Source organism: Clostridium sp. LXY-7, assembly GCF_056172015.1.
Genome location: NZ_JBLLJL010000005.1, coordinates 348,160 through 361,860, shown reverse-complemented (window position 1 = coordinate 361,860; position 13,701 = coordinate 348,160). Strand labels below are relative to the sequence as shown.

17 protein-coding genes are annotated in these 13,701 nt (G+C 28.4%); 12 read left to right on the top strand and 5 right to left on the bottom strand.

Features of this window, described 5'->3' with window-relative positions; all coding sequences use genetic code 11:
- Positions 1–35: 35 nt before the first annotated feature.
- The 3 genes from ACI48Q_RS18095 to ACI48Q_RS18085 all read right to left on the bottom strand — a co-directional run bounded on the left by ACI48Q_RS18095 (position 36) and on the right by ACI48Q_RS18085 (position 1,516).
- Positions 36–170 (bottom strand): hypothetical protein, encoded by a 135-nt coding sequence (locus tag ACI48Q_RS18095; RefSeq protein ID WP_474920520.1) that lies wholly within the window; start codon positions 168–170, stop codon positions 36–38.
- A 159-nt stretch (positions 171–329) separates the two neighbouring features.
- Positions 330–881: a GNAT family N-acetyltransferase gene (locus tag ACI48Q_RS18090; RefSeq protein WP_474920519.1), complete on the bottom strand. Its 552-nt coding sequence runs from the start codon at positions 879–881 to the stop codon at positions 330–332.
- 5 nt (positions 882–886) lie between these two features.
- A complete protein-coding gene (locus ACI48Q_RS18085) occupies positions 887–1,516 on the bottom strand; it encodes a TetR/AcrR family transcriptional regulator (protein ID WP_474920518.1) in 630 nt (209 codons plus the stop codon).
- Positions 1,517–2,006: 490 nt separating this feature from the next.
- Here ACI48Q_RS18085 and ACI48Q_RS18080 point away from each other — a divergent pair, with 490 nt between their 5' ends.
- From ACI48Q_RS18080 to ACI48Q_RS18055, 6 genes are all read left to right on the top strand, one after another.
- Positions 2,007–2,531 carry a sigma-70 family RNA polymerase sigma factor gene (locus tag ACI48Q_RS18080; RefSeq protein ID WP_474920517.1) on the top strand — a complete coding sequence of 175 codons (525 nt, stop codon included), beginning with the start codon at positions 2,007–2,009 and terminating at the stop codon, positions 2,529–2,531.
- Positions 2,532–2,571: 40 nt separating this feature from the next.
- On the top strand, positions 2,572–2,997 hold the full coding sequence (locus ACI48Q_RS18075) for a hypothetical protein (protein WP_474920516.1): 426 nt from the start codon (positions 2,572–2,574) through the stop codon (positions 2,995–2,997).
- Complete coding sequence (locus ACI48Q_RS18070; protein ID WP_474920515.1) at positions 2,990–3,202, top strand: hypothetical protein; 213 nt, start codon at positions 2,990–2,992, stop codon at positions 3,200–3,202. Before ACI48Q_RS18075 ends, ACI48Q_RS18070 begins: the two co-directional genes overlap by 8 nt.
- A gap of 99 nt (positions 3,203–3,301) precedes the next feature.
- Positions 3,302–4,054, top strand: coding sequence for an exodeoxyribonuclease III (locus tag ACI48Q_RS18065; RefSeq protein ID WP_474920514.1), 753 nt, complete (start codon positions 3,302–3,304; stop codon positions 4,052–4,054).
- A 620-nt stretch (positions 4,055–4,674) separates the two neighbouring features.
- The gene (locus tag ACI48Q_RS18060) at positions 4,675–5,181 is read left to right on the top strand and encodes a PH domain-containing protein (protein WP_474920513.1); all 507 of its coding nucleotides are present in this window, start codon (positions 4,675–4,677) and stop codon (positions 5,179–5,181) included.
- Positions 5,159–6,616, top strand: coding sequence for a PH domain-containing protein (locus ACI48Q_RS18055; protein WP_474920512.1), 1,458 nt, complete (start codon positions 5,159–5,161; stop codon positions 6,614–6,616). The genes ACI48Q_RS18060 and ACI48Q_RS18055 overlap by 23 nt, the downstream gene beginning before the upstream one ends.
- 149 nt (positions 6,617–6,765) lie before the next feature.
- On the opposite strand, the gene truA is transcribed toward ACI48Q_RS18055, so the two are convergent.
- A complete protein-coding gene (gene truA / locus ACI48Q_RS18050) occupies positions 6,766–7,503 on the bottom strand; it encodes a tRNA pseudouridine(38-40) synthase TruA (RefSeq protein ID WP_474920511.1) in 738 nt (245 codons plus the stop codon).
- A gap of 242 nt (positions 7,504–7,745) precedes the next feature.
- On the opposite strand from truA, the gene ACI48Q_RS18045 reads away from it, so the two are divergent.
- On the top strand, positions 7,746–8,111 hold the full coding sequence (locus ACI48Q_RS18045) for an ArsR/SmtB family transcription factor (RefSeq protein WP_474920510.1): 366 nt from the start codon (positions 7,746–7,748) through the stop codon (positions 8,109–8,111).
- A gap of 72 nt (positions 8,112–8,183) precedes the next feature.
- The gene (locus ACI48Q_RS18040; protein ID WP_474920509.1) at positions 8,184–8,552 is read left to right on the top strand and encodes a NifB/NifX family molybdenum-iron cluster-binding protein; all 369 of its coding nucleotides are present in this window, start codon (positions 8,184–8,186) and stop codon (positions 8,550–8,552) included.
- A gap of 81 nt (positions 8,553–8,633) precedes the next feature.
- Here ACI48Q_RS18040 and ACI48Q_RS18035 read toward each other — a convergent pair whose 3' ends face one another.
- A complete protein-coding gene (locus ACI48Q_RS18035; protein WP_474920508.1) occupies positions 8,634–9,152 on the bottom strand; it encodes a GNAT family N-acetyltransferase in 519 nt (172 codons plus the stop codon).
- Between the two features lie 227 nt (positions 9,153–9,379).
- Here ACI48Q_RS18035 and ACI48Q_RS18030 point away from each other — a divergent pair, with 227 nt between their 5' ends.
- The 4 genes from ACI48Q_RS18030 to ACI48Q_RS18015 all read left to right on the top strand — a co-directional run bounded on the left by ACI48Q_RS18030 (position 9,380) and on the right by ACI48Q_RS18015 (position 13,348).
- The gene (locus ACI48Q_RS18030) at positions 9,380–10,096 is read left to right on the top strand and encodes a hypothetical protein (protein WP_474920507.1); all 717 of its coding nucleotides are present in this window, start codon (positions 9,380–9,382) and stop codon (positions 10,094–10,096) included.
- 90 nt (positions 10,097–10,186) lie between these two features.
- Positions 10,187–10,897: a hypothetical protein gene (locus ACI48Q_RS18025; protein ID WP_474920506.1), complete on the top strand. Its 711-nt coding sequence runs from the start codon at positions 10,187–10,189 to the stop codon at positions 10,895–10,897.
- A 35-nt stretch (positions 10,898–10,932) separates the two neighbouring features.
- Positions 10,933–11,727 carry an ABC transporter ATP-binding protein gene (locus ACI48Q_RS18020; RefSeq protein WP_474920505.1) on the top strand — a complete coding sequence of 265 codons (795 nt, stop codon included), beginning with the start codon at positions 10,933–10,935 and terminating at the stop codon, positions 11,725–11,727.
- A complete protein-coding gene (locus tag ACI48Q_RS18015) occupies positions 11,714–13,348 on the top strand; it encodes a hypothetical protein (protein ID WP_474920504.1) in 1,635 nt (544 codons plus the stop codon). The genes ACI48Q_RS18020 and ACI48Q_RS18015 overlap by 14 nt, the downstream gene beginning before the upstream one ends.
- Positions 13,349–13,701 lie beyond the last annotated feature (353 nt).

Here is a 13,701-nt window from a genome sequence, read left to right as displayed (position 1 = left end):
ATTTCCTCATACACCCATTCATATCCATTTTGTTCCTATTTTGGAGATTGATCAGGTAACATTTTTCCAAAAGCAACTTCCGTAGTCTCAGCTAAGAATCTATAATCAAATTCGCTCTCATGCATATCAATAATTTTAAAACTTGGTAGGTTAAGCATATTTGTTGTCATTATTTCATTTTCCTTTTGCAACATTTTAGACAATAAACAAAAAGCATTACTTGTGATTAGAGTAATGCTTTTTTATGTTCAGTCTTTAACTTTTCACGTTTGAATTTGTTGTTCAACCGTCATTCCATCGCTGTTCCTCTCTATTACGGTGGAACAATTTTATATACTTTTTACTTGTTTCTCAAAGTACTCATTTTGCAGAAGCCCCATATGAATTATGTCATGCCATTCACCATTTCTAAATAAACTTTGTCTACTATTTCCTTCCTCTTGAAAACCGATCTTAGTGTACAATAGAATAGCTCTATCATTAAATGAAAATACTTTAAGAGAAACTCGATGAAGATTCATTTCGTAAAAAGCGAAATCCAGCAGTAATTTCAATCCCTCTGAACCATAGCCTTTTCCCCAATATTCCTTTTCCCCGATGTCGATAATACATTCAGCATTTCTATTTTTATAATCAATATTGATTAATGATACAATGCCAATTGGTGTTTCATTTCCTTTTTCAACAATGATGTAGCTTTTGGCTGTATGAGATCCCAAAATAACATGATCTACAAATTCTTTAGTTGCATCCATCGGATAAACATCCAAGGATGGATTGGTGGAATGCATAACTTCTATATCATTTCTCCACTTGTGGTAAAGTTCTGTATCTTCCTTTGTCATCTTTCTTAATCTCATTCTTGATGATTCAAACAACATTACGATCACTCCTTATTTTGCAGATTTGGATTAATTAATTTTTCTAAAGAGAAAAGTAAGACGGATAATTGATCCTTTACTTTTGTTTGTTCATGTCCAAGTTGAAACGTGTCCAACATTAAACCGTTTATAAACGATATGAGATACCTAGCAATAGAACGAGTAGATTGTTGAGGTCTAAATTCTCCTTTACGCATACCTTCATTTAATACTTCTTCTATAGCTTCAGTAGTTCGATTGTAGCGTTCAGAAATGTAAGGGAAATTATCTTTATCATTTGCGTAATTAGATGATAAAAAGAATTCCGCCATTGCATAGAGTAATGTTTGGTCAATTGTCTCAATATAAAATTGCTGTTCTTCAACCCAGTTTTTTAATTGTAGCCATAGTGAACCTTCATCAGATGGCACAAAATATTGAATGTCTTTTTGGTCATCATATTTTAATACCTCGATAAAAACGTGTTCAATATTATCAAAGTAACTATACAATGCACCTCTTGATATTCCAGCTTTGTCCATAATATCTTGCATAGATGTGTGAACAAATCCTTTCTCGATAAACACCTTCTTGGCTGCTTCTATTAATTCTTTTTTTCTCTCTTTTTTATATTCTTCGCCAACTTTTGGTGCCATAAATCCACCTCCATAACCATTGACAAAAGGTGTATAATAAAATATACATCATTGTCGTTTTATATTATAAATTATACCGACACCAGTGTATATTTTCAACCCTTTATATTATTATTTTTGTATATTTCCAATAGTTATGGAATTTATCTTGTAAATAAAATAGAGCAATAAGTCATAAAAAATTCACATTCTAATAAAAACGAATGTGGTTAAATTGGTAATTCCTTTGGGTTGATTTAATAATTTCATCAGTAGTACTCGCTAAAATTTATTACTTCCCAAAATTCTATTTTGTTTCTATAATATATTTTTCTACATGATAATCGGAATTAGTGCTATATGAACATTAGTTAAATAAAATGAGTTTCCACACTAAAATCCGAATACCCAATTAAAATTAATAATAAAATCATTGAACTATTTCAGAAGTTCATACGTTATACTGTTGAAGGGAATAATAAAAGAAAAATAGAAAGCTGAGGAAATTAGGGTGAAGGAAATAGATTATATTGAAGAAGCTAAAAGTGGAGATAAAAATGCCCTTAATACCTTAATTATAAATAATTATCCACTATTAAAAGGATATTCAATTAAGCTCACTGGAAATGTAGATGATGCAGGGGATTTAGTCAACGACACGGTAGTAAAGATTATTTTAAATATACACAAATACAAAACTACAGGAAGTTTTTCTAGTTGGATGTTAACTGTTGCAACAAATATATATAGGGATAAGCTTAGAAAAATGAAAAGAGAAGAGATAAGGGACGATATAGATATGGTTTCTACTTCTTCTATAGAGGAAAGCGTAATAAATAAATTAAAGATAGAACAGGTATTAAAGCTGTTACAAGAAATTCCTTATGAAAAAAGATCGGTCTTTATATTAAAGCATTATTATAACTACAAATATGAAGAAATTTCTCAAATACTTGGATGTCCAGTAGGTACTGTAAGATCTAGATTACATTACACTGTAAAATATTTATTAAAACATCTTGAAGAAAATAACTAGTTTTTTAGATGTTTAAACAGGTTAGGAGTAGATAATTAGAATGAATAAGAATGAAACATTTAGTAAAAATCAACAGGATAATTTAGAGAAGAATTTTATAGATAAATTTTATGAAGAAGAATATGATAAGGCGTTATTAGAGAAACATAGTGAAGAATTTATAGGATTTGAAAAAAAAATATACACAACTATGGAAAATTTAGAGATAAATGTGGATGATTTGGAACTACCTGTGAATGTTTCTGCTCAACTGTCAAAGGGATATAAGTTAGTTGAAAAGAAAATGGGGATTATAGATACTTTAAAATTTCTATCTCTAGCCATGGTGATGTTTAGTATTGTATTTTTAACCATAGTCTTATATCCATCAATTACAAAAGTTTATCTTGTAATAGGATTAATTTCTCCAATAGCTATGTTTGGAGTTTATAGTACAGTTATAAAAGGAAGTGATGAATATGAGTAATGAACTTCAAATGGTTTTTATAGGAATACTTATTGTTGTATTACTAATACAAGGAACTTGGGTGTTCTATGATGCTAGAAAAAGAAAAATTAAGTACTTCTGGTTTTGGGGAATGATTTGCTTAATAAATATTCCAAGCAATATAATTATATATTTATTGGTGCGCAGAAATGTAGAGAAGAAAAGAGAAATAAAGGGATACTAAGATAGAAATACAATTTAAAATTCACTGAACATTTAATACCTACTTTTACTCTTAGGGTGAAAGTAGGTATAATACTTTTATAGGAAGGAGATGAGAATCATGAAATTGATTTCTTGGAATGTAAATGGGATAAGAGCCTGTGTGCAAAAGGGGTTTTTAGACTTTTTTAAAGAGATAGATGCAGATGTATTCTGTATTCAGGAGAGCAAATTACAAGAGGGACAAATAGATTTACAGTTAGAGGGATATCATCAATATTGGAACTATGCAGAGAAAAAGGGGTATTCAGGAACAGCTATATTTACTAAACAGGAGCCTATTTCGGTTAGCTATGGAATAAATATAGAGGAACATGATAAAGAAGGTAGAGTTATAACCCTAGAATTTGAGGATTTCTATATGATAACCTGCTATACACCAAACTCTCAACAGGAGTTAGCTAGGTTGGAGTATAGAATGAAATGGGAGGATGATTTTAGAAGCTATATAATAGAACTTGACAGGGTTAAACCTGTGGTACTATGTGGAGATTTAAATGTTGCCCACAAGGAAATAGATTTAAAAAATCCTAAAAGTAACACTAAGAATGCTGGTTTTACTCCAGAAGAAAGAGAAAAATTCACGAAATTTCTAGAAAATGGATTTATAGATACCTTTAGATACTTCTATCCAGACAAAGAAGGAGCATATTCTTGGTGGTCTTATAGATTTAATGCAAGAAAGAACAATGCGGGATGGAGAATTGACTACTTTACTGTATCTAAAAAATTAGCAGATAGATTAGAGAGTGCACATATCCATACTGAGATTATGGGATCTGATCACTGCCCAGTGGAGCTTATACTTAAATAATATTGAAGTAAAAAATCAATAAGTATTTATAATAAATATGAAAATAAATGATGAGATATGAAAAATAACTCATCATTTTCTTTTGGCATTGTTTTAAATGGTTGTTGATTTTAGAACTACATATTATTACTCACAGCTCTGCATAAGTTCAACTAGAGATTCCTTTGCTCTGCAGGAATCTAAGTTTACACTTAAACCGTTTCGAAAGCTTGATTTACTAAGGCTCTATTCAAGTAAAAAGCTAAAATACAACAACTCGCTCCTCTCGAACAAGTTGTATTTCTTAACGCTTTTTTCTTTCATATAGCCTAAGTAAATCTAATCTTCCTGCAAATGGTTTGCTTCGCAATAATATGTAGTTCATTATCAACACTATTTTAAAACAAAGCTTTTCTTTTAATTTATATGAAGCCCAAACCCTGAAATGTATAAATATTAATAGGTTAAGAAAACATAAAGTTTTCATAAAATCTTATTATATTTAAAAACAGTATGTTAAAATTTACATATAGGAGTTAATTATTTATATATGTTTAAAACAAAGCAACCATGCGAAGAATCAACAGAGGGTCAAGTTGATTTTTTGAATATCGCAATAAGAGAAAGGAGAGCTCTGATATATGGAATACAATAGATTAAATATAAATTCAAAAAAATCGTGGTTAATAGCACGAGGAATAACTACTGTCATTATAACTAGTATTTTATTCATAGGAAAATGGTTTTTAAAGAGTAAGCTTGATTTTCAATGGGTAATTGATTATGAAATTTACATTAACATAGGTATAGCAATAATTATGATTATTTTATTGTTGAATACTTTTTTATATCCCATTATAGAATATAAGCAGTGGAAGTATTTAATAACAGATGATAAGGTGGATTTTACTGAAGGAATTTATAGTACAAGCAGAATAATAATTCCCATTATAAGGATTCAACATATAAAAGTGGAGCAAGGACCTATAAATAGAATATTTAACTTAGCTAATATACAAATTGTTACAGCTGGTGGAAGTCATATAATACCTAATATAGAAATGGAAAAGGCAGAAGAGATAAGTGAGTATCTAAAGAATAAAATAAGAAAAAAGGTGGAAGGTAATGAACAATGTAGAGAGAATTAATAGAAACCATTGGACATACATTGGAAAAGAAATAGTGTCGTCTCTATATGAATTTATTATTTTCCTAATACTAATTATTAAAAAGGTTCAATGGTATTATATAGCAGCAGTATTAATACTTATGGTGTTATACTCTATTGTAAAATGGAGAAAGACTTTGTTTTATATAAAAGAGGATACTTTAGTTTATGAATCAGGGATTATTAATAGTAAGAAGGAAGAAATACCTATTAGTAAAATAACCACAGTGGATACTGAGCAGGGTTTACTGAATAGAATTTTCAAGGTGTGTAAACTTAAAATTGATAATGGAGCTGTAGGAGAAGGCAAGGCAGAGTTAAAATTCACTTTAAAAACTACTTTAGCTGAGGAGTTTAGAGAAGCTTTATTAAAAAACAAAGAAAATACCTATACTGTAGAGGAAGATAAAGAAAAAAGAGAAATAAAATATATAAAAGCATCTTTTAAGGATTTAGCAATATATGCACTAACTCAAAATAAATTAGGGTGGATACTAGGGGGAGCCTTCGTAATATATGGTAAAGTAGAAGATGTTTTAGATGATAAAGCTAAGGAATTCATATCAAATAAATCTGCAGATATGATTGGAAATCTAGAGAATACAGTACTAAATAATGAATCTATGGCTTTAATAATTGGAGGTATATTGCTTTTAATAGCATTGGTATATATAATCATAACTCTTATATCAATAGCTATAGTTTTCATAAGGTATAATGACTTTAAAATATATAAAGAACAAGGGAAAATATATATAGAATATGGGTTAATTACTAAAAGGAAGTATTCCTTACCTATAGAAAAGATAAATGCATTAAAGTTAAATCAAAGTTTTTTTCAGCAGCTAATAGGAATTTATAATATTGAAGGAATTATAGTAGGATATGGCGATGATGATGATAAAAAAGCAATCATATATCCAGTAGCTAATAGAGCTTTAATGACTTATATCATAGATGAATTAATGCCAGAGTTACATTTTCAGGGAAATACTTATAAACCGCATAAAAAAACTATTAGTAAATTTATTATAAAGAGAGTTTTAATAACCATACTTATACTTATTCCTCCAATGTATTTTTTGAAAATAATGCCCATTATATGGAGGATCATCGTAATAGTTCTAGTTGTATTATGGCAGATAATTTTGGGTTATAGAAACTATAAAAATACATCTATGGGAATAAGCAGTACAACTATAGTGATGACTAGAGGCTCAAGAACAAAAACAACTCATATCATCAAACAAGATAGCGTACAATCACTTAGTAAAAAACAAAACTTTCTACAAAGAGGTATAAAAGTTTCTAATTATAATGTTGACTTATGTACTAATACTTTTGGAGAAGTAGTAACTGTAAAACATTTAGATGAGAATATTATAGAAGAATTAGAGGAGAATTTAGTATTGTAGTAATACATTAAAAGTATAGCTAACATTTCTGTAAATGAATTATTTGGACATAGTATTATTTTCTATTGCCAATGGGGATTTAAAGAAGAGTCTATTTTAGAAATCTACTGAGATGTTTAAAATAGACTCTTCTTTACTTTTAAATTATCTTAATATTGAACATTTTTTAAGCGTAATCCTTTTGCTTGAGCAATTGGACCAGCTTCAGATCTTTTAAGTTGTTCTAATATTTTTACAACATCAGCTGGTTTTAGGTCACCTTTACCAACTTCTATAAGAGTTCCAACTAGGATTCTCACCATATTTAACAAGAAGCCATCTCCATTGATTTCTATATCTATAACACCATCTTTTTCTTCAATTTCTATGTAATTAATAGTTCTTACAGTGGATTTATTACTTTTTTTCAAGCTAGTATAACTCTGGAAATCATGAGTTCCAATGAGAAATTCTGCTCCCTGTCTCATAGAAGTTAAATTTAGTTCTTCTTCTAAATGATATACAAACTTTCTATTAAATACGTTTCTAAATTTACTATTATTTATGGTATACACATAGGTTTTAGATTTTGCATTATATCTTGCGTGGAATCGTTCATTAGTATCATTTAATGATTTAACTACTATATCTTCAGGTAAAAATTCATATAAATAATCTAGTATAGCATCATTTGTTAATGTGCAATTAGTATGAAAATTTGCTATGTAATTTTCAGCATGAACTCCTGCGTCAGTTCTTCCACAACCGACTACTTGAATCTCTTCACCGGTCATCTTTGAAAGTACTGCTTCTAATTTATCTTGTATAGTTGATGTGCCTTCTTTTTGCTTTTGCCATCCTTTATATCTAGTTCCATCATATTCTATTACCATTTTTAAATTTCTCATATATGTCCACCTTTAATTTAAATTTTATTTCTAATAAAAGAACTTAAGCCTTATAAAGTCTATCATATATCTTAAGTTTTACACAATAGTTTAATTATATACGTTACATTGAAATAAAGCTATAGGGAGGTAAATATCCATTTGGACAAGAGTAATTATTATAATTTGAATTTATAGGTTGATTTATTTAATTAAGTGATATATAGTTTAATTAAGTAATTACTTAACTAAAAGGTGGATTTATGAAGGAAATAATTAATATCTTTAAGGCACTGTCTGATGAAACAAGAATGAAAATACTAATTATCATATCCAAGAGATGTATATGTGCCAAAGGAATTGCAAAACATCTGCAAATCTCAGAAGCAGCTGTATCTCAACATTTAAAGATTCTTAGAGATGCTGAAATTATCTTTGGAGAAAAGCGAGGATATTATGTACATTACACTGTGCAGAAAAAGAATTTGTCGAAAGTAATAAATATTATTAAAGAGATAAATGGAGAAAGTATTTTAAGCAAATATACATATAAGGTGGACATACCATTTGTTTGTAAGGTTCAGTGCAAAGGCAGCAACAGATGTTGCAATAAAAAATATGAGGTGTAAAAAAGTAAAAGTTTAGTATTAAAACATATCTAATTACTTTTTAATATGCCTAAATAAAAGGAGCGTTTAAATATGAAAATTTGTGTACCAGTTAATGAGAATAAGGGGCTAGAAAGTATGCCATACAATCATTTTGGCTCTGCTCCAATGTTTCTAGTGTATAATGATGAAACAGAGAAACTAAAAGAGATTAATAATGGAGATCTACATCATGAGCATGGTATGTGCCAACCTATAAAAGCTGTTGGTGGAGAAAATGTTGATGTGGTTTTAGTAGGTGGCATTGGAGCAGGAGCAATAAATAAGCTAAATGCTCAAGGAATAAAAGTATATAAGGCTTGCAATGGAACAGTAGAAGAAAATATTAAGCAATTCAAAGAAGGTAATTTATCAGAACTTTCAGTGCAAAATGCTTGCCAACATCATGATTGTAGCCATTAATCATTAGATATTTTTTCATAATGGTATTAAAAACTGCAATATTGTTGCAGTTTTTTTATAGTTACTTTATTTTTAGATAAATCATAATTCAATAGAATACTGTAAAAGCTTTTCGCCAGTATCTTTAGAAATAATAGTGTTTTTCAAGATACCACCATTTTTTTCTATAATTTTCTGGGAGCCAATATTGTCATCACTACAGGTTAGTAAAACTATATCTATATTATGAGTCTTTGCTATGGGCAATATGAGTTCTAATATTTTGGTGCCATATCCCATTTTCCTATATTTTGGTAAGATATCATAGCCAATATGGCCACCTTCTTCCATGTTCTTTGCTCCCAAGTAATGTCTTAATATAACAGTACCTAAAATATCATTATTATCATTTACTAGCCACCACTCTGTAATTGGAACATAGCCTTCAGGTAGTCCTATACCCATAGATAAATCCTCTAAATCTTTAATATAGGTTAAAAAATCAAAATCCTCAGTAAAGTATTCATTTGTAAAAGTATCTTCTTCATAATCACTATAAATCTTAATCATATCCATAAAATTATTTTTAAGTTCAAATTTAGGTTTTACTAATTTAACCATAGCAGAACCCCTCCCTATTACAATAAACATTATTTAAGATTCTCAACTTTTATCATCCCAACATAAAAATAAATAAACAATATAAGATTCCATCCTAAATAATATACAAATAATACAAAAAAATCAATTATAATTTAAATATTCAATAAAATAATTATAATAGAATAATATGTATTTTATGATATGAATATGTTAATATAAGGTAAAGTTAAGGAGGGGTTAGTATTATGAAGAAGACTTTTAATGATTACTTACTAGGATTCAAATATTATATTCCAGTAATAATTCTAACTATACTAATGAGAGTGTTAAATGAAAAGTTAGGGGTAGCTATAGTAGACAAAGAAAATGTTATTAAGAATTTATTGGGTTATATAAATATACGGAGCTTAATAAATATAATCGTTGCTATATTTTTATCATGCTATGCAACTTTAATTAGTAAGAAAGTTGTGAAAATGGAAACTATAAATCAACTACAGTGTGTTAAAGAGGCTTTAAAGCTGTATTTCAAGGTGCTAGTAATGACAGTTTTAGTAATTATCATTTTCATACCAGTTTTCATAATAGGTATGCTAGCCACTAGATTCGGAGTAATAGTAACGGTTCTATATTTCACCATGTTAATTGGAATTGTGGTATATATTTATTGTCTAATTCCTATAGGGATTTATTATAAGGATATGAAGATTATAGATTGCTTTAAATATAGCCTTAAGATAATTGATAAATATGGATTTCAAATATTAGGATTTAGTATCTGTTTTGGAATAATTACAGGATTAATTAATGTGCCAATTACCTTTATGGTTAAGGCTTGGGAACTTTCTAGCATATTCTCAATAATCATAGATGTGATTCTTATGAATATACCTATTATTTATACTATAAATATATTAAATCAAAATGAAAATAATAATATAGAAGCTGTAAAAGCCATATAGACTTTAGAGGAATACATGATAGCATAAATTATTTAATCATATCTTTCATATAATATAAAAAATAGCTACTGAAGGCTGGAGGTTTGATTTATGATAAAGAAAACATTTGATGATTATGCTAGAGGATTTAAGTATTATATTCCTTTAATAATATTAACTGTGGTAGTAGGAATTTTAGATGAGTCAAGTATTATGAAGGCTACAACTACTTATGTTAAGATGTGGTATTTAATAAGTATGCTTATAGCTTTACTTTTAGAAACCTATGGGGTATTAATAGCTAAAAAAATAGTCAGGATGGAAGATATAAATCAAAAAGAAAGTATAAAGGAAACCTTTAAGCTTTATCCTAAAATGCTAGGTATAGCAGCATTAACGCTTATTTGTCTAATACCTATAATCATGTTATTACATTTATTAACTACAGTAGGGATATCAGGACTTATCATTTTTATTGTTACTATGATTACTATTGCAGTTTATATTTCTTGTTTAATTCCTAGTGCAATTTATTATAATGAGCAAGGAGTTACATTATGTTTTAGTAAATCAATTAAAGTAGTAAAAAATAATGGATGGAGAATACTGGGTTTTATATTACTTATAGTAGCATGTTCAGAAGGTCTTCTATTTGTAGTGAACTTAATTGGTAAAGGTTGGAGGTTTTATAGTATTATAGAAGTAATTATAAATACTATTATCTATAATACACCTGTAATTTATGTTATGAATATATTAAATCGTGATGAAGAAGGTAAAAAAGATGAAGAGGAGAATATAAAGGGTATAGATTATGACTGATAGTATTTATACAGGTGTACTGAAAGGAGAAAATTATGGAACCAATAATAGAAATTAAAGATTTAAAGATGAATTATGGAGATAAGAAGGTTTTAAGAGGAATAGACTTAGATATTCATAGAGGAGAAATCATAGGATATATAGGCCCTAATGGAGCTGGGAAAAGTACCACAGTTAAAATAATGCTTGGACTAGTGGAAGGCTATAGTGGAGAAGTGAAAATTTTTGGGCAGAACATAAAAGGTGGAGATATAGAGTATAAAAGAAGAATAGGATATGTGCCTGAAACTGTTGATATATATGAAAATCTTACAGCTAGAGAGTATTTAAATTTTACTGGAGAATTATATGGTCTTAAGGGTGAGGATATAGATGAGAGAGCCATTAAGCTTATGAAAATCTTTGGAATTGATGAAGTTTATGATGCTAGAATAAGCTCTTGCTCTAAAGGAATGAAGCAAAAAATACTTATTATTTCAAGTCTTCTTCATAATCCAGATATATTATTTTGGGATGAGCCCTTAAGTGGGTTGGATGCAAATAGCGCCATAGTGGTTAAAGACATATTAGCATCCCTATCTAGTATCGGGAAAACCATATTTTATTCTTCCCATGTAATGGAAGTGGTAGAGAAGGTAAGTAATAGAATAATATTGATAAATAATGGAGAAATAGTGGCTGATGGAACCTTTGAAGAGCTTAAAAACAACTTTGAGGAGAGTTCACTAGAGAGCATTTTTAGTGATCTTACAGGTTTTAATAGTGCAAAAGCCTTAGCCGATGAGTTTGTGGATGTAGTTCAAGGAGTGAAGTTAGATGAAGGAATTTAAGATATTAGGATTTCTAGATAAATTTAAGAGTTTCTTTAAAGCCATAGGAGTAGATTATGAGGCCATGAGGAAAATACTTCAGATTAAACTTATTATGGATGGAAGAAGAACTGCTACTGTAGCTCAAAACAACAATAAAGATGAGAAGAAAGATAAGAATAACTTCTTTCGGTCCCTATGGGTATACTCTCTTATGGGTATTATATTCATACCCTTTGTGGTTATAGATATAAGCTATATATATCAAATGAGCATAATATTTGGTATGTTTATGTTTATAGTGCTAATCACAATGATATCAGATTTTTCCAGTGTACTTCTAGATATTAGGGACAAGAATATCATAGCCACAAAACCAGTAAATAGTAGAACAATAGCTATGACAAAAACTATTCATATATTGATTTATATGGTTTCCTTAACTGGAGCTTTTGTAGGTCCTTCATTAGTAGTATCCCTTGTAAAACAAGGCCCTGTTTTCTTTGTTTTATATCTTATAGGTATTATATTTATGGACATACTTATTATAGCTATAACATCTCTTTTATATTTACTAGTATTAAAGTTTTTTGATGGAGAAAAGCTTAAGGATATTATAAATTACACTCAAATAATATTGAGTATTTTATCTGTTATTTCGTATCAATTTGTGGGAAGAATATTTTCAATTGTTGATTTAAATATTATTTTTAACTTTAGGTGGTGGCAATATTTATTACCTCCAGTATGGTTTGGTGCTCCTTTTGAGATATTGATTAATGGAAACATGAATTCTTACTTTATAATCTTTTCTATATTGGCAGTTGTAGTTCCCATAATAGCAATAAGCTTGTATGTAAAATTGACTCCAGTTTATGAGAGAAACTTACAGAAGTTAAATAATGATGAAGGAAGCAAAGGTAAGAAGAGGTCACATATATCTAATTTTATTGCAAAAGTAGTGTGTCCTAATAAGCAGGAGAGAACCTTTTATAATTACAGTATAGATATGATAAAAAGTGAAAGAAATTTAAAGCTTAAAATATATCCAACTTTAGGGTTTTCTATTATTATGCCATTTATCTTCTTATTTACATCAGGATTAGAAGGGCTTTATAATAGTAGAGCATATCTATATATATACTTTTCAGGTATGTATATTGTAAATATAGGTATATTGATGAAATACTCAGATAATCATAAAGGAGCTTGGGTTTATAAATTAGCACCAATGAAAAATTTAGGACCTATATTTAGAGGAAATTTAAAAGCTATCATAGTAAAGTTAATTCTACCATTAATTGTATTTCAGAGTATAGTATTTATGTTTATATTAGGGACTAGAATATTACCAGATTTAATATTTATATTTATAAACTTCAGCTTATTACAGACCATAAGCTTTTTAGCACTACCTAAAGTATTGCCTTTTACAGAGCCATTTAATTCAGCTAATAATAGTGAAGGATGTGTATCTATGATTGGATTTGGAGTATTACTAGGAGCTTTAGCATTTATACATTATATACTTACAAAATTCACTTATGGCATTTATGGCGGTATAGGTGTGGGGGTAATTATACTTTTATTGCTATGGAAAACACAATTCAATATTATGTGGGAAAAATTGAGTATAGAATAGATACATTCTATATAAGTAAAGGAGGGTTTGTTAGCCCTCCTTTACTATATTGTGGGCTAAGTTAAGTTAGACCATGTTAGCTGGTGAAAGTCTAGTGAAGATGATTATTAATTAAAATAGTAGATATTATAGAATAATTTATAAAAATATAAATATATGTAATAATACCTGAACTTTTAATTTATAAGAATTAGGCTTCGCAATAATATGTAGTTCTAAAATCAAAAATCATTTAAAACAAAGCTAAGCATTAAAATAAATAGTTTTATCAAATATAATACATAAACTTATATATTTAAAATATTAAGTTTAAATATAAATAAATTAATATTAAAGCTTTAAAAAATTAATAT